13 protein-coding genes are annotated in these 16,506 nt (G+C 40.6%); 7 read left to right on the top strand and 6 right to left on the bottom strand.

What is annotated here, in order from left to right; translation table 11 throughout:
* Positions 1–170 precede the first annotated feature (170 nt).
* The 6 genes from ruvB to GW828_RS08570 form a co-directional block, all read right to left on the bottom strand.
* Positions 171–1,175, bottom strand: coding sequence for a Holliday junction branch migration DNA helicase RuvB (gene ruvB / locus GW828_RS08595; RefSeq protein WP_124018188.1), 1,005 nt, complete (start codon positions 1,173–1,175; stop codon positions 171–173).
* A gap of 30 nt (positions 1,176–1,205) precedes the next feature.
* The gene (gene ruvA / locus GW828_RS08590; protein WP_124018187.1) at positions 1,206–1,823 is read right to left on the bottom strand and encodes a Holliday junction branch migration protein RuvA; all 618 of its coding nucleotides are present in this window, start codon (positions 1,821–1,823) and stop codon (positions 1,206–1,208) included.
* Positions 1,820–2,341, bottom strand: coding sequence for a crossover junction endodeoxyribonuclease RuvC (gene ruvC / locus GW828_RS08585; RefSeq protein ID WP_124018186.1), 522 nt, complete (start codon positions 2,339–2,341; stop codon positions 1,820–1,822). The genes ruvA and ruvC overlap by 4 nt, the downstream gene beginning before the upstream one ends.
* Positions 2,342–2,348: 7 nt before the next feature.
* Positions 2,349–3,101, bottom strand: coding sequence for a YebC/PmpR family DNA-binding transcriptional regulator (locus GW828_RS08580; RefSeq protein WP_124018185.1), 753 nt, complete (start codon positions 3,099–3,101; stop codon positions 2,349–2,351).
* Between the two features lie 125 nt (positions 3,102–3,226).
* On the bottom strand, positions 3,227–5,002 hold the full coding sequence (gene aspS, locus GW828_RS08575) for an aspartate--tRNA ligase (RefSeq protein ID WP_273058167.1): 1,776 nt from the start codon (positions 5,000–5,002) through the stop codon (positions 3,227–3,229).
* 171 nt (positions 5,003–5,173) lie between these two features.
* Positions 5,174–7,990, bottom strand: coding sequence for a transporter substrate-binding domain-containing protein (locus GW828_RS08570; RefSeq protein WP_273058168.1), 2,817 nt, complete (start codon positions 7,988–7,990; stop codon positions 5,174–5,176).
* 567 nt (positions 7,991–8,557) lie between these two features.
* On the opposite strand from GW828_RS08570, the gene cmoA reads away from it, so the two are divergent.
* From cmoA to GW828_RS08535, 7 genes are read left to right on the top strand one after another with little or no spacing between them, the layout of a single operon-like run.
* Complete coding sequence (cmoA, locus tag GW828_RS08565; RefSeq protein WP_124018182.1) at positions 8,558–9,289, top strand: carboxy-S-adenosyl-L-methionine synthase CmoA; 732 nt, start codon at positions 8,558–8,560, stop codon at positions 9,287–9,289.
* Positions 9,286–10,278, top strand: coding sequence for a tRNA 5-methoxyuridine(34)/uridine 5-oxyacetic acid(34) synthase CmoB (gene cmoB, locus GW828_RS08560; protein WP_182723674.1), 993 nt, complete (start codon positions 9,286–9,288; stop codon positions 10,276–10,278). The genes cmoA and cmoB overlap by 4 nt, the downstream gene beginning before the upstream one ends.
* A 25-nt stretch (positions 10,279–10,303) precedes the next feature.
* The gene (locus GW828_RS08555) at positions 10,304–11,074 is read left to right on the top strand and encodes an ATP-dependent zinc protease family protein (RefSeq protein ID WP_273058169.1); all 771 of its coding nucleotides are present in this window, start codon (positions 10,304–10,306) and stop codon (positions 11,072–11,074) included.
* An 8-nt stretch (positions 11,075–11,082) separates the two neighbouring features.
* Entirely contained in the window at positions 11,083–12,591 is a 1,509-nt protein-coding gene (locus tag GW828_RS08550; protein WP_124018179.1) for an inactive transglutaminase family protein, read from the top strand.
* Positions 12,591–13,547, top strand: coding sequence for an alpha-L-glutamate ligase-like protein (locus tag GW828_RS08545; RefSeq protein WP_124018178.1), 957 nt, complete (start codon positions 12,591–12,593; stop codon positions 13,545–13,547). The genes GW828_RS08550 and GW828_RS08545 overlap by 1 nt, the downstream gene beginning before the upstream one ends.
* Positions 13,510–15,321 (top strand): hypothetical protein, encoded by a 1,812-nt coding sequence (locus GW828_RS08540; RefSeq protein WP_273058170.1) that lies wholly within the window; start codon positions 13,510–13,512, stop codon positions 15,319–15,321. Before GW828_RS08545 ends, GW828_RS08540 begins: the two co-directional genes overlap by 38 nt.
* Complete coding sequence (locus GW828_RS08535; protein WP_273058171.1) at positions 15,299–16,423, top strand: DUF3541 domain-containing protein; 1,125 nt, start codon at positions 15,299–15,301, stop codon at positions 16,421–16,423. Before GW828_RS08540 ends, GW828_RS08535 begins: the two co-directional genes overlap by 23 nt.
* Positions 16,424–16,506: the final 83 nt, after the last annotated feature.

Raw genomic sequence — 16,506 nt, 5'->3', positions numbered from 1 at the left:
GTGATAAGTAAAAATAACAAAAGCCAGCGAATTGCTGGCTTTTTTGTTAGCTGCAATAAGCATGCAGCGGATAATATGCTGATAAACAATTGATTAAAAAATTTGGGGCTAATCTTATACCCAAAACACAAACCAAAATTAATGATTCAACGTTAACCCATCGAGACTGACTATTCTGGCTTTAGCAAACTAAAGTGATCGTAGGCACGCTGGGAGGCTATTCGTCCTCTAGGAGTGCGCTGAATAAAGCCTTGTTGAATTAAAAAAGGCTCCAATACATCTTCAATCGTTTCTCTATCTTCACCTATCGCGGCGGCAAGGTTATCTAATCCTACTGGACCACCCATAAATTTATCAATAATTGCCAGCAAGAGTTTACGGTCTAAATAATCGAAACCTTGCTCATCAACATCAAGCAAATCAAGTGCATACTCGGCCACTTTTTGGGTGACTTTGCCATCATGTTTAACTTCCGCATAGTCGCGAACACGGCGTAATAAACGGTTAGCAATTCGCGGGGTGCCTCGTGAACGTTTGGCAATTTCAATCGCACCTTGCTGATCAATCTCAAGCTCCATCACATTCGCTGAGCGTGTCACGATAGTGGTAAGATCTTTAACATTATAAAACTCTAAACGCAGTGGAATACCAAAACGCGCCCGCAGTGGTGATGTTAGTGCTCCAGCTCGAGTGGTCGCCCCAATAAGCGTGAATGGCGGTAAATCTAACTTAATCGAACGTGCTGCGGGGCCTTCACCAATCATAATATCCAGTTGGTAGTCTTCCATCGCCGGATAAAGAATTTCTTCAACCACAGGGCTTAACCGATGTATTTCATCGATAAACAGCACATCACCCTCTTCAAGATTCGTTAACAAGGCCGCTAAATCGCCGGCTTTTTCGAGCACGGGGCCAGAAGTGGATTTGATGTTCACCCCCATCTCATTGGCGACAATCATTGCTAAGGTTGTTTTACCTAAACCTGGAGGGCCAAAAATCAGCATGTGATCAAGGGCCTCGCGGCGATTAATCGCAGCTTGTATAAAAACCTTAAGCTGGGCACGAGTGTCATCTTGACCAGTATACTCATCCAACATTTTAGGGCGCATAGCACGATCAATCAGTTCATCTTGACCTTGTACTTGCGGCTGGATCAGGCGATCAGCTTCAATCATTTTTACGTACCCTGTTTATGCATATCATACTTATAACATTGATTTTAAAGCAGCTTTAATTAACGTTTCAGAACTCATACCTTGCTTAAAAGCCGCAGAAACCGACTTACTGGCCTGAGCGGGCTTGTAGCCTAAAGATAATAAGGCAGAAATAGCATCTTCTTCAGCGCTTTCAGCTGCTGGCGCGGGGGTGTAATTACTCTGTAGCATAAACTCGCGCTCAGAACCGGCAGAGGCTTCAAGCAAACTTTTAAGCTTATCGCGCATTTCAATCACTAAACGTTCAGCCGTTTTCTTACCCACTCCAGGTAATTTCACTAAGGTGGCAATATCATCGCGTTCAACACATGATACAAACTCAGATGCCGTCATGCCTGATAAAATCGTTAACGCCAACTTAGGGCCGACACCATTAGTTTTAATCAGTAGACGAAATAACGCCCGTTCTTGTTTGGTGATAAAACCATAAAGCAACTGAGCGTCTTCGCGCACCACAAAATGGGTGAATAACATGGTAGCTTGATTTAACGCAGGTAATTCATAAAAACTGGTCATCGGCACTTGTAACTCGTAGCCTACACCATTAACGTCTAGCACCACTTCAGGCGCTTGCTTTTCAACTAAAATACCGCTTAATCGACCTATCATTTGTATCTTCCATATGTTCTGCTGCTAGCTTTACCGCCCATAGCGATAAGACTTTGATAAGTATGAAAATGACATATTGCTACTCCTAACGCATCGGCCGCATCAGCTTGTGGTGAAGCTGGTAGCTTAAGTAATTGTTTCACCATATGTTGTACTTGCGTTTTTTGAGCTCTGCCAGTGCCAACTACGGCACTTTTTATTTGTGTTGCACTGTATTCTGCAACCGGTAAACCAGCACAGGTTGCAGCAACAATCGCCGCACCTCTCGCTTGGCCCAGTTTAAGGGCAGAATCCGCATTCTTGGCCATAAACACCCGCTCGATAGCAAACTCGTCGGGCTGATATTGGGTAATGATTTCACATAAGCCAGCATAAATTTGCTGTAAGCGTTGCGGTAACTCATCGGCGGATGTTCGAATACAGCCACTACCAAGATAAATCTGTTGACGGCCTTGGCATTGGATCACCCCATAACCGGTAATACGTGAACCCGGGTCAACACCTAAAATAATGGCCATTGATGCCTCATGCGTTATCTAACGCTTGCATAACGTCATCTGAAATCTCAGCATTATGATATACCTCTTGTACATCATCATGATCTTCTAAGTTATCAATTAAACGTAAAAACTTTTCAGCCGTATCGGCATCAAGCTCTGCTTTTAATGACGCGACCATGGTCACTTCAGCATGAACCGCCCCAAAAGCCGCACTATCAAGTGCATCTTTGACTTTGCCAAAGGCCTCTGGCGTAGTAAAAACGTCGATAGAGCCATCTTCATGGGTGATAACATCTTCTGCACCCGCTTCTAAAGCACTGTCAATTAAGCTGTCTTCATCGATATCACTGTCGTAAGAAATAATACCTGATTGCGTGAACAAATAGGCAACAGAACCATCGGTGCCTAAATTACCGCCCGATTTATTAAAGGCATTGCGCACGCCTGAAACAGTACGATTGCGATTATCTGTCATGGTTTCGACCATCACCGCCGTTCCACCAGGTCCATAGCCTTCATAAATAATAGTTTCTAGTTGCTGGCCATCTATCTCACCGGCACCGCGTTTTATGGCGCGTTCAACGGTATCGCGAGTCATATTATTGGATAAGGCTTTATCAACTGCAGCACGTAATCTAGGATTGGCATCAACATCTGAACCACCTTCGCGGGCCGCGACGGTCAGTTCACGAATGAATTTGGTGAATAACTTGCCGCGTTTAGCATCTTGTGCTGCTTTGCGGTGTTTAATATTGGCCCATTTACTGTGTCCAGCCATTGTATCTCCTTACTATTCAATAGGACGTACCAAGTAAACTCGTTTACTTGTAAAAAACGTACCGAGGCAAAAGCCTCGGTATGTAGTCCCCTGTTAAGGGCGAGCAAATGGCTAACGTTAGCGCTTTACTCTTCTGTTTTAACCTTTTCAACCACGGCGATGCCTAACTCAGCAAGTTGCACTGGGTTAGCAAATCCTGGAGCATTGGTTAACGGACATGCAGCGGTAGTCGTTTTCGGGAAAGCCATCACGTCGCGAATGGAGCTGGCGCCGGTCATTAACATAATAATACGGTCTAAACCGAATGCTAAACCAGCATGTGGCGGAGTACCATAACGCAATGCTTCAAGTAAGAAACCGAACTTTTCTTTGGCTTCTTCAGCTTCAATACCTAAAATATTAAATACTGTGCTTTGCATTTCAGCGTTGTGAATACGAACTGAACCACCACCTAACTCACAGCCATTTAACACCATATCATAGGCATCTGAAATTGCTGCTGCAGGATCTGCAGCCAACTGTTCAGCACTCATACCACGAGGAGCGGTAAAAGGATGATGAACAGCGTGGAAACCGCCGTTAATTTTTTCAAACATAGGGAAGTCAACAACCCACATTGGACGCCATTGACCTTCAAGCAGCTTAAAGTCTTCACCTGCTTTTAAGCGCAATGCTCCCATAGCCTCGGCAACAACATTGGCTTTATCGGCACCAAACAGAATGATATCGCCTGTTTGTGCATGAGTACGACTGATAATATCGTTAACTATCGATTCAGTTAAGAACTTAAGTACAGGAGATTGTATACCTTCAATACCTGCAGCTAAGTCATTTATCTTCATCCACGCTAAGCCTTTCGCGCCATAAATTGCCGCATACTTGGTATAATCGTCAATTTGCTTGCGTGATAATGATGCGCCTGTCGGAATACGTAATGCGGCTACGCGGCCTTCAACATCGTTTGCTGGGCCATTAAATACCGCAAACTCGACGTCTTTAACTAAATCAGCAATATCAACTAATTCAAGTGGATTACGTAAATCGGGTTTATCAGAACCATAACGCTTCATGGCTTCGGCGTAAGTCATACGCGGAAAATCGCCTAAATCAACATTCAATAAATCGTGAAATAAACCGCGCATCATTTGCTCAGTTTTTTCCATGACTTGTTCAGCAGACATGAAAGATGTTTCGATATCGATTTGGGTAAATTCAGGTTGGCGATCAGCACGTAAATCTTCATCGCGGAAACATTTAACGATTTGATAATAACGGTCAAAACCTGACATCATTAACAACTGTTTGAACAGCTGTGGGGATTGAGGTAACGCAAAAAATTGACCTTTATACGTTCGGCTTGGGACTAGATAGTCACGTGCACCTTCTGGGGTCGCTTTAGTTAAAATCGGCGTTTCGATGTCTAAAAAACCATTGGTGTCTAAGAAGCGACGAACAGAACTGGTGACCTTAGCGCGGAAGATAAGACGCTCGGCCATTTCTGGACGACGTAAATCTAAATAACGGTATTTTAAGCGTTGTTCTTCACTGTTATTTTGATAATTATCCATGCTTAAAGGTAACGGAGCTGATGCATTAATCACTGTCAGTTGCGTACCTAAAATCTCAATTGCACCGGTTTTCATTTGTGAATTGACTTGGCTTTCTGGACGAGCGCGCACAACACCTTTAATTTGAACACAAAACTCACTGCGCAATGTGCTGGCTATATCAAAAACGTCTTTTAGATCTGGGTCAAAAACAACTTGAACTAGCCCTTCTCTATCGCGTAAGTCTAAAAACACAACTCCGCCTAAATCGCGACTACGGTTTACCCAACCGACTAAAGTAACTTCTTGACCTAGATGAGACGGATTAATGTCTCCACAATAATGACTGCGCATTGAACTCTATCCTTTATCCACAAAGCGGTATTTTGGAAATCGAAAATGATAAAAACGGCATTATATACCGTGACTCAAACTTATGCATTGAAGTATCAATCAGATTAAGGCAATTAACCAGACCTATAGCGAATAAACTGGATTGACTGACTGAAAAACCATCAATCAAAACTAGCTCATTTTATATTGATGGCCACCTACTTTTTTAGCCTGATACATGAGCTGATCTGATTTTTTCAATAATGAGGCTGCGTTATCAGAATCATCAGGAAATATGGCGATACCGATACTGGCAGAAATAGTAATACTGACATCACCGATTAGCAGCGGTTTTTTTAACGTGCTGAGTATGTTTTCCGCAACTTGACGGGCATCTTCTTTGGTTTCAATCTGATTTAATAGCATCACAAATTCATCTGCTACAAACCGCGTTACAGTATCAGAATCTTTCAAATGGCGAGTCAGTAGCACCGCAATACGTTGCAGTAACTTGTCACCAACATGATAGCCATGTTTATCATTTATGACTTTAAAGCCATCCAAATTGATAGACAACAATGCAAATTTTAATTTATCTCGCTGATGAGCTAGGCTTGTTTGCGCTAATTTATCTTCGAAAATATATCGGTTAGGCAAAGCCGTTATGTTGTCATGACTGGCCATAAACCTTAGGTCTTCTTCTACTTTAGCGCGCTTTTGAATTTCAATATTTAAGCGTCTACTTGACACGAGTATAACAATGGCAACTAGGGTGACAATAGACAAAACAATCACCAAATATTTAAACCAAGGTTGATACTGAACCGTGTCACTGTTGAGATCTAACGATACCCATTTTTGATACATATTTTGTTGTTCGGTTTCATCAATAGTGGCAAGAACCCTATCAATTAAAGGCACCAAATTTTTAACCCCTGGAAATAAACCAATATGGCTATGTTGCTCGGTAAGCTCAGCTAATAACGACATTTTCAAACTGGGATATTGGCCGCTTTTTAAGGTTGTCGCTAATGATGCCACCTGCTCAATAAACATATCCGCCGACCCATTAAGCACGGCTGCCATTCCCTGTTTAGTATCTGCAACAAACACTAATGTTATTCCCGGATATTGCTGACGCAACTGATCGACAATCTGATACCCCTCGACAACCGCTAAGCGTTTTCCGGTTACTTGTGAAATATTAAAAATGGGAGGTTGAGTTAAAGAAGTGATTATTGCCCAAGGAGATGGCCAATAGACTAATGAAAATGCCAGTTTACTTGCACGTTCAGGGGTTTTGGCCATACTGGCAACAAGATGAATATCGCCTTTAATAAGATCATCTATCATTTGGCGAAAATCATCGTAAGGCACAGGGATAATCGTTAAATTAAGTTGTTTGACTAATAAATTTTTAATGTCTGCATTAATCCCTAAAAATTCACCATTTCTCCCTTGAAATTCCATCGGCGCCCAGTTTTTTAGGTAACCCATTTTAATGGCTCCTAAGCTACTGATATATTGCTTTTGCTGGGTCGTCAATTTAATGTTATGGGCAGAATTGGCAAAAAAACGATCATCGGGATTAATTAACCACTTACGCTCTATTTGCATTTGTTCTTCGACAGAAATTAGATTAAAACCGGCTTGAATTCGGTCCGCTAGGCCGCTGTCATCAATCCGGGTTAAGACATACATATCGGTGGAAAATTCGATATCCGTATATTGACGAAATTCTGCCCACAGTTTATTTGCCAGCAAGTAATGCGATGCCATCGCTGCAGAAGACACAAAACCACTGATCTCTTTATTCTGAGCCGCTTTTACCATGCTGTCTAATGAATCATAAAAACGTAACTGAGCTTTGGGAAACGCTTTTTTCATCTCACTAATATAAGGTGCCGTTGGAAATACACCGATTCGCATCGCAATATCTTCAATGTTATTGATGCTTAAATTAGCACTAAAAAAACGACTTTTGACTGAAATAATATGCCAAGCTTGTTTCAAACCTGTACGCATATCTTTGCTTTCAGGATAACCAATATGGACATCAGCAACACCACGTTTAACGTCATCAATGCTACTGTTCATGTCACCAGCCACAAAATCAACATTAATACCGGTTTTTTCTGACCATAATTTCCATAAATCTACCAACATGCCATGTGGCAAACCGTCGGTACCAATATCGACATAAGGTTCAACGCCGTTTTGCATCGCAATAATGACACCCGATGTTTGTCGATGATAGCCTAACCAACGACGCTCTATTTGTTGGATAACGTTAGGTGGTATTAATTCAAAACCATGATTAATTTTATTAATAAGGTCTTGATCACCTTTGGCTACTGCAGGTGATATATTGATTTTTTCAATAGGAATACGTGACGAACTATAAAAATTCGCCGCGATATCTTGTTCTAAAGTCAAATTACGTTGATAGCCTTCCATACCAGCAAAAACAAACAACTCTCCATTCACGGCAGCTTGTAATAATTGTTCACGATTTTGATAGTGCTTAAAGCTCAGCTTTGGCTCTAGCGCTGATAATGTTGCCTCATGGGATGATCCTGTCACAACACCTATTTGATAAGGCACTAAGTCACTAATTTGTTTTTTACTATTGAGAGATTTATGAACGAATAAGTAGGAATTTACTGAGGTGAATGGCTTGGCAAAATCAAATTTTTTCAGACGCGCACTATTTTTAGACATGCCGATGTGAATATCGGCCTGTCGCTGTTCAAGTTGATCAAGTGACTGCTGCCAGTGTCGCGATACAAATTGCACCTTGGTATCAGTAATGGCAGACCACTCACGCCATAAATCAACCAAAATACCTGAAGGAGTACCGTTTTCATTTAAATATTCAAATGGATAAGTATCTTCACCCATCACTATCACCAATGGTACTGAAGTATCGACTTTATCTGAATGCATTGCTTGCGCAGGTGATAATGCTAACGCAAATACTATTGCGAATATCCAAGGTATAAATTTCAAGTTTTTTCCCTAATACTTTCACTTGTTATAACAACCAACAACTCATACAATAAATCCAAAATGGAGTCAATGTGAGACTTTTCAGGCATTACTTGTCCATGTTGCCAATTGATTAACAATCTTGATTAACATCCATAGCAGTGTGCTGTGCATCAACACACAAGACCAAGGTGAAGATGGCATTTTAACCGATGACGATCCCGATATGAGGCGACCAAAAGACCTTGTTAATATCATTATCAATACATGTCGCAAATGAAAAATATTGCTAATGTTGGTTACAAATACACAAATACACAAAAACGATATGGCGTATATTTTTGTTGCTGTTTTGTAACAAGGTTAAATAATATCATTAATCTATCTTGTGTCGTGCTAAATTTATGAATAGAAATTAATTTCTTAGCTCTTTGTACATATTATCAGCATTAATAAGCATTCAGAACCTTCGCTACCTATTATATCGTTAAATATATCAAAAAAAACGTACAAATTAGCAGTAGAATACTTGCTGCCGTTCATCATGATTAGTTAAAATACTGCTATCATTTTTTCACATTGCAACTCATGAACTCCCAACAAGATAAGATATACGCTCATGTGACAGATAAAATCACTGATTTTCAATTTGATCAACGTGTTGCAGGTGTATTTAATGACATGATACGCCGCTCTGTTCCTGGTTATGCCCAAATAATCAATACTATTGGTGATTTTGCTCATCGATTTGTCACACCTAGCAGCAATATATATGATCTCGGCAGTTCGTTAGGCTCAGCAACCTTAAGTATTCGTCGTCAAATTGAAGGCCGTCAATGCCAGATCTACGCTGTCGATAACAGTCAGTCGATGATTGACCGTTGTAATGAAAACCTTGCGGCATATGTCAGCGACATCAAAGTAAATTTACTGTGTGCCGATATCAGAGAAATTGACATTCAAAATGCGTCGATGGTGGTGCTAAACTTTACCCTACAATTTTTGCCTATTCATGATCGCGATGCTTTAATAAAACGTATTTACGATGGCATGCTTCCAGGCGGAATATTAGTCATTTCGGAAAAGCTATTCTTTGAAGATAATCATATACAACAGTTATTAGATGAACAGCATTTAGATTTTAAGCGCGCAAATGGGTATAGTGAGCTCGAAATCAGTCAAAAGCGCAGTGCGTTAGAAAACGTGATGCGTCCAGACAGCTTAAATGTTCATCAACAACGCTTAACCGAAAACGGCTTTAGTCACTTCTCAGTTTGGTTTCAATGTTTTAACTTTGCATCTATGGTAGCGATTAAATGATCAATTTCAGCTCTTTTTATAAAGACATTGCCGATTCTAACCTACAACACTGGTTAGAAACATTACCGGCAATTTTAGGTAAATGGCAGAGAGATCATAAACACGGTAATTTACCCAAATGGGAAAAAGTGCTCAATAAATTACATTATCCGCAACCCGATAATATAGATTTTAGCAGTAGTGTGACCATTGGAACCGGAGAGCAACTCAGCTCGGGACAAGCCGAAAAACTAACTAATTTGTTGGCCGTTTTTCAACCATGGCGTAAAGGTCCATTTTCCGTTCATGGTATTCAAATTGATACCGAATGGCGCAGCGATTGGAAATGGGATCGGGTTAAAGATTATATTTCGCCTTTAAAAAATCGCACCGTATTAGATGTCGGTTGTGGCAGTGGTTATCACATGTGGCGCATGTTAGGGGCTGGGGCAACGCGTGTTGTGGGCATTGATCCGTCACCGTTATTTTTATGCCAGTTTGAAGCAATAAAACGCATTGCGGGTAATCAACACCCAGTGCACTTATTGCCTCTTGGTATCGAAGAGTTACCAGCTTTAGATGCCTTTGATACCGTATTTTCAATGGGAGTGCTTTATCATCGTCGCTCACCAATCGATCATTTACTACAATTACGAGACCAATTAAGAATTGGTGGTGAACTGGTACTTGAAACACTAGTAATAGATGGCGACGAAAACGCGGTATTGGTTCCACAAGATAGATACGGCAAAATGAACAACGTTTGGTTTATCCCATCTGTTGCAGCCTTAATGCTATGGTTAAAAAAATGCGAGTTTATTGATATTAGATGCGTTGACATCGATATTACCTCGCTTGCGGAACAACGTAGTACCCAATGGATGAAAAATGAATCTCTAGTTGATTATCTCGATCCAAATGATGTCAGTTTAACTGTAGAAGGTTATCCCGCTCCCAAGAGAGCCATCATCATTGCAACAAAGAACCAACCGAATCACGATTTAGTGTAAATAATACTATTCAACAGGAATTGACATGTTAAAGCAGGTAATTGCTCTATCCGTTGTAGCGGCCCTCGTATCGGGTTGTACAACTACTCAAAAACCAATAACACCTCCGCTAACCAATGCTGATTTGAATAGCAGTTTGCAAGTTTCGCAAACCGTCATTATTGATGCTATACATTCACAAAGCAGTCAGCACATTGCTGACATTAGTGCGCTTTCTGATGAAGTCAGAAAGTTAAAGACGCAAGTCAGCACTGCAATGAGTCAGAAACCAAAAACGGTAATAGTTCAACCTCCAGTCTCCAAACCTGTTTCAGTGCCACTACAATGCCCTGAAAGTCTTATTGGTGAAAAATTTCTCCTTGGCGAAGTCGAAAGTGTTTTTATTGATGAGTTAAAAGCAAAGTTTGCCACCCGTATTGATACCGGTGCCGAGTCATCATCTTTGGATGCGCGCAATATCGTGTTATTTGAACGCGAAGGCGTACAATGGGTTCGTTTCGGCGTCGTCACTAATAATGCAGATCAACCAGAAAATACTTTTGAATTTAAAGTAGAGCGCTTTGTTCGTATTAAACAAGATGCAGATTCAGATGATGATCGTCGTCCGGTTATTCATGCCCATTTGAAAATAGGTAAATATGCCGCCGAAACTGATTTAAATTTAACGGATCGAAGCCATCTTGATTATCCTTTGTTACTCGGTCGCAAGTTTATGAAAGATATTGCCATTGTTGATGTAGGTCAAATCTACATTCATGGTAAAGACAAAAACCAAATTACCACGTTAATTAAGTAGGATCCGTAATGCATTCTCGTAAACCGTTTTACATATTCGTTGCGCTGCTATTTATCATCGGGATCAGTACCAGCATATACCGTGGTATTGAACACAATGTGCCTTTTTTACCTGGTGAACAGGTTCAAAGTTGGGCCGTGGACGCTAAAATTAGTTTCAATGGCAACAATGAACCTGCTGAAGTCAATTTTTCATTACCTGACGATCCTGCATTTGATATTTTAGTTGAAAACGCATCATCGCCAGGTTATGGCTTAAACATTTCAGCCGATGCCAATAATCGTCGGGCAATATGGTCGATTCGTGAAGCGACAGGCTCACAAGCACTATATTATCGCGTAACTTTGGTTCCAACCGGTAAACTCACTATCGAAGCAGACCAGGAACCTGTAACACCTGAACCCTATTTATGGCCTGCAACTGAGAAATCAGCAGCCGACCAAATAATTGAAGAAGTATGGGCTCGTAGTGCAACGAATTTGTCTTTTGCTCAGCAATTAATGAATTTGATTAATGATAATAACCAAAGCCAAAATATGGCCTTGCTACTATCGGCTAACACTTCAACCAATTTGTTTGTCCACATGTTGCACTCTAAAGGTGTACCGGCACGCATAGTGAACGGTTTACAACTTGAAGATCAGCGCCGTCGCCAACAACTGACATCATATGTTCAAGTGTATAATGACGGTCAATGGGAGCTTTTTGATGTACCTAACAACAAGAAAGGCCGTGATAATACCTTAGTATTATGGGAATACGCAGGTCACCCAGTTCTTGATGTTATGGGAGGTACTAATTCATTAGTTAACTTCTCCATGCTACAAGATACTCGTTCAGCATTAGCGACATCTATCGACATGATGATGAATGACGATGCCATGGATTTCTCCCTGTATCAGTTACCACTTGAAGAACAAAGCACATTTAAAGGCATTTTATTAATACCCATTGGAGTATTAGTTGTCGTGTTCTTGCGAGTGATTGTAGGCATCAAAACATCGGGTACATTTATGCCGGTATTGATCGCCTTGGCATTTATTCAAACCACCCTACTCACTGGCTTAATCGGTTTTTTACTGATTGTTGCCTTTGGTTTAATGATCCGCTCCTATCTGTCGACACTTAACCTACTGCTCATATCCCGAATATCGGCGGTTATTATTGTGGTTATTTTTATTATCGGCTTATTTACCTTAATCTCATTCAAATTAGGCTTAAGTGAAGGCTTAACCATTACGTTCTTCCCGATGATCATTCTGGCTTGGACCATTGAACGTATGTCGATTCTTTGGGAAGAAGAAGGCCCTAAAAAAGTCTTTGTATCTGGTGGTGGTAGCTTATTTGTGGCGACATTGGCTTACTTAGCTATGGACAACCAATTAGTTCAGCATTGGGTATTCAACTTCTTAGGGATCCATTTAGTGATCTTAGCGTTGGTATTAGTAATGGGACAGTACACTGGTTACCGTTTAACTGAGTTAAAACGCTTTAGACCATTAGTTGGAGAACAATAATGAAGTACGCCTGGCCCTGGGAATTGAGCCGTAGCGGTGTACTCAACATGAACAGGCGCAATATTAGCTATATTGGTCGTTATAATCAGCGTAAGTTTTATAAACGCGTTGATGACAAGCTAATAACTAAACAACTTGCGCTTGCTAATGGCATTGCTGTTCCCGATTTAATTGGGGTTGTTCATCAGCAACATAAAATCCAAGAAATACCAGCAATGGTCCTTGACCGCAGTGGTTTTGTGATAAAACCTGCCAAAGGTTCTGGTGGCAAAGGTATTATGGTGATCACTAGGGTGAGCAATGGTTGTTATTATAAACCCAATGGCCACGAAGTGACTCAGAATGAAATTTACCGCCATGTATCTAATATTTTAAGTGGTTTATTTTCACTTGGTGGTAAGCCTGATGTGGCGATTGTCGAAGGATTAATTGAATTTGATCCGGTCTTTGAAGGGTTAAGTTATGAGGGTGTCCCTGACATCCGCTTAATTGTCTTTAAAGGTTTTCCTGTCATGGGAATGTTACGATTATCGACGGCGGCGTCTGACGGTAAAGCAAACTTGCACCAAGGCGCTGTCGGTGTTGGTTTAGACATTGCTACCGGTAACAGTTTACACGCGGTGCAATTTGACGTGCCCGTTGATAAACACCCAGATACCCACTTCCCGCTGTCGAACATAGTCGTTCCTCATTGGGAAACCTTACTTCACACGGCATCTAGTGCTTATGAAATGTGTGAATTAGGCTATTTAGGCACTGACATGGTGCTAGATAAAAACAAAGGCCCATTGTTACTCGAATTGAATGCCCGACCCGGTTTAACAATTCAAATTGCCAATGGAAGAGGGATCTTACCTCGACTTAAGCATGTTGAAGCGATGAATAGCTCAGCAATGTCAGTTGAGGAACGTGTGGCTTATGCTAAAAAGCATTTTTGTAGCAACCCTATTTTTTAATCTTTTAGCCACAACACATGCTGTGGCTAATCCTTTAGCACTGTTCATCGAACAGTGCTTACAATATCAACCAGATTTAGCACAACAGACGCTTGTTTCTTTTCAGTCTGTTGAGCAACGAGCAGTTGCATTTGAAAAAAATACACTAGCGTTAAATAATATTAACGACAGAATTCAATACTATCGCCCTTTTGCCAATAACAGCATCAATAGACAAGGCTTATTATGGTGCCAACTTCACCTTGCTGATGAACTTAATGCTGTCGTTAGCGCACCACAAACCTTATATCTCATTGACCAATTACCCTACCTTGCTCCGCCTTATAACCAATTAGGACAACGTTTAGAGACCATAAAACGTGCAAAATGGCCAGTCATCGAAAAATCAAAATTGCATGGTGCCCAAGCCAGCATAGATCAAGCGTTATCGCAGCAACACTTTACCCTGCAATTTAATCAACAAGATTGTGTGTTACCACAACGAACAGAAACCACAAACAAGCATCAAGATACTGAGCCTACCCAAAATACGAATATTGATATCAGTATTGCCAAATACTTAATTAAACAACCCAAAGAATACTGCAGAAAACAAGCCTGGCTCGCCTATCAAACTCGCGCTAAAGAACAACAGGCAGCAGCGGTTGAATCAATCCATTTTCTGCAACAGCAGCAAGCCCATCGTCAAGGATATGCCAATACAGCTCAAGCTCAGCTGGCCTCTCATCGCTTAACGCCGCAGTTATTACAACAATTTTTAGATAGCCAAACGGCCAATATCAATATTGCGCCCTGGAATATTGCCCAGACGTTAAGTGACATAAGTAAATCATCTAGTATGGAAATGATGACAACAAATGTATTTCTACAGCAAATATTCACCAGTCTTAAGCCTCTTAACCTTAAATTTGAACTCATCACAATCGAAAAGCCGAGAGTAGAGGGAGAAACGTCATCTGATGATGGTCAACAAAACAGCTTAAATGAAACCCAGATTATTCGGGTATGGCATCAACAACGCTTACTCGGTGAAATTTTTACTTATCCACAAGCGGATCAACAATCTCGTCAAGACGTTAATGGTCAATTGATAAAACAAACCGTCGTTGGTCATCAATTTGGCCAATATGCACTCAGCTTTCCACCACAATTAACCCGTGCAACACAACAACAAAAATTAATTAACCAATTAAGCCAAGCAATAGTATCCTTAGCACAAGGTGGAGAGTTTTATTTTCTCAACCATAAAGCGCAGAATACGGATGCTCACGCCATTGCAACACTGTGGCTAGTTAACTATATTAAACAGCAGCTTAAATTAGAAAGTATCTCTAAACGATATCAGTTAGTCGCTCAATATCAGCAACAGTTATGGGTATTTAGAGCCAAGGTTGCACTGGATTTTTATCAATATGATGGCGACTTCAACAACACTGAACAGGACACATGGTTAAGTCATAACCATCAGCTATCAGCGTACTTTGAACAAAGTTTTGGTCAACAATGGCCGCAAGCAACAGATGCAATATACAGCTATCAAGCTATTGCTAACGAAGGAGTTAATTATTATCTTCCGCTATGGCAAAGCGCATTGACTCAGCTAATTATGAAGCAAACACCAGCCAATATATCGACTGGAGAGATATTTAATTTACTGGTAGTCAATGAAACACATTTAACCTTAAACGATCAACTCGAGCAGCTTATAGGCTTACCGATTGACCCACATTCACTTATCAGGAGATTTAAACATGCTGGAACTACGCAAGAGTAAAACACTCTCGTATTTACTATTGTCAGCTACGTTGTTTAGTAGTGTGGCTTTCGCAAAAGAATCGGCAGAAAAAACCGCCCATAATTTAACCGCTGAACAAGTTTATCAAGGCATAAAATCCAATTTAGAAACCAACCTTTACTCCTTACCCCCACGAGTTCAAGGCCACTATGCTATACGCCAATTCCGTATGACTGGGGAACCCAAATACGCTAACGGCTCATTAATTGATCTCCTCACTATTGCTGAACGTCAGGCTTACTATTCATGTAATCTGGATAAGCCTGGTTTTATTAAAAGTGAATCAAAAACTGAGGCGGATAAATTAGGTTCAGGCCCACGAGCTATTGCCCGTAAAGAAGCCATCGCTCCCTACCCTAATTTTATGTTATATACCGACGTGCTATTGCGCTATGCCAGTCGAGTGGATGAGTTTGGTTTTACCGGACCTTGTCATGATTTAATGATAAAAACCCTAAAAAATGCTAATTTAGAACCTGCTTTCACTGATACAAAAATGATTAAGGCTTGGGCCGCGCAGTTAATCAACTATGTATATTGGGCCAAACAAATCGGCGTTGGCGACTATTACCAAGCTTACAAACAAGCTTTTATTAAAACCTATCCAGATAGCAATGATGATAAACTCAAAAAAGGCCAATATAAAAACAAAGTCTATGGTATGACTCACTTTATTTTTTCTGCCAGCGAGTATTATCAACACCCTGTCGATCCAAAAGAATATCAGTGGATTTTAAATTACTTTGAGAAAAATATTGATCGTATTCTGACCGACACGACTGAAGATATTATTACTGAAGTTGGGATTAGTTTCTTAATTACGGGTAACGGCGATAATCCAGTTGTGGATAAAGTGAAACAACACGTGATTGCGGCATATGATCCAAAAATCATGATGATCCCGTCACCACATGGCAAAGCTGAATTATCTTCTGGTGAACACAGAAACGTACTAGCAATGATGTTATTAAATTGGCCTGAAACATTACACAAAGGTCCGTATTTAAATAATATTGCGAGTACTAAAAAGTACTTACCAAAATTAGTGAAGCCTAAAGCTTCTCTGAACAATGCTAAATAACACTCAATACTAGCCAAGATACATTTGAGGCAAATGCTGCAGTGCATTTGCCTTTTTTATGATAAAAATTACGCTAGTTTCCT

This window comes from Shewanella vesiculosa (assembly GCF_009994065.1).
Taxonomy (GTDB): Bacteria; Pseudomonadota; Gammaproteobacteria; order Enterobacterales; family Shewanellaceae; genus Shewanella; species Shewanella vesiculosa.
This window is presented reverse-complemented; position numbering and strand designations above follow the sequence as displayed.

What these genes read in the sequence shown, in the direction of transcription:
- ruvB (WP_124018188.1), bottom strand. Translation starts at nt 1,175, where the DNA reads ATGATTGAAGCTGATCGCCTGATCCAGCCGCAAGTACAAGGTCAAGAT.
- ruvA (WP_124018187.1), bottom strand. Translation starts at nt 1,823, where the DNA reads ATGATAGGTCGATTAAGCGGTATTTTAGTTGAAAAGCAAGCGCCTGAA.
- ruvC (WP_124018186.1), bottom strand. Translation starts at nt 2,341, where the DNA reads ATGGCCATTATTTTAGGTGTTGACCCGGGTTCACGTATTACCGGTTAT.
- GW828_RS08580 (WP_124018185.1), bottom strand. Translation starts at nt 3,101, where the DNA reads ATGGCTGGACACAGTAAATGGGCCAATATTAAACACCGCAAAGCAGCA.
- aspS (WP_273058167.1), bottom strand. Translation starts at nt 5,002, where the DNA reads ATGCGCAGTCATTATTGTGGAGACATTAATCCGTCTCATCTAGGTCAA.
- cmoA (WP_124018182.1), top strand. Translation starts at nt 8,558, where the DNA reads ATGAACTCCCAACAAGATAAGATATACGCTCATGTGACAGATAAAATC.
- cmoB (WP_182723674.1), top strand. Translation starts at nt 9,286, where the DNA reads ATGATCAATTTCAGCTCTTTTTATAAAGACATTGCCGATTCTAACCTA.
- GW828_RS08555 (WP_273058169.1), top strand. Translation starts at nt 10,304, where the DNA reads ATGTTAAAGCAGGTAATTGCTCTATCCGTTGTAGCGGCCCTCGTATCG.
- GW828_RS08550 (WP_124018179.1), top strand. Translation starts at nt 11,083, where the DNA reads ATGCATTCTCGTAAACCGTTTTACATATTCGTTGCGCTGCTATTTATC.
- GW828_RS08545 (WP_124018178.1), top strand. Translation starts at nt 12,591, where the DNA reads ATGAAGTACGCCTGGCCCTGGGAATTGAGCCGTAGCGGTGTACTCAAC.
- GW828_RS08540 (WP_273058170.1), top strand. Translation starts at nt 13,510, where the DNA reads ATGCTAAAAAGCATTTTTGTAGCAACCCTATTTTTTAATCTTTTAGCC.
- GW828_RS08535 (WP_273058171.1), top strand. Translation starts at nt 15,299, where the DNA reads ATGCTGGAACTACGCAAGAGTAAAACACTCTCGTATTTACTATTGTCA.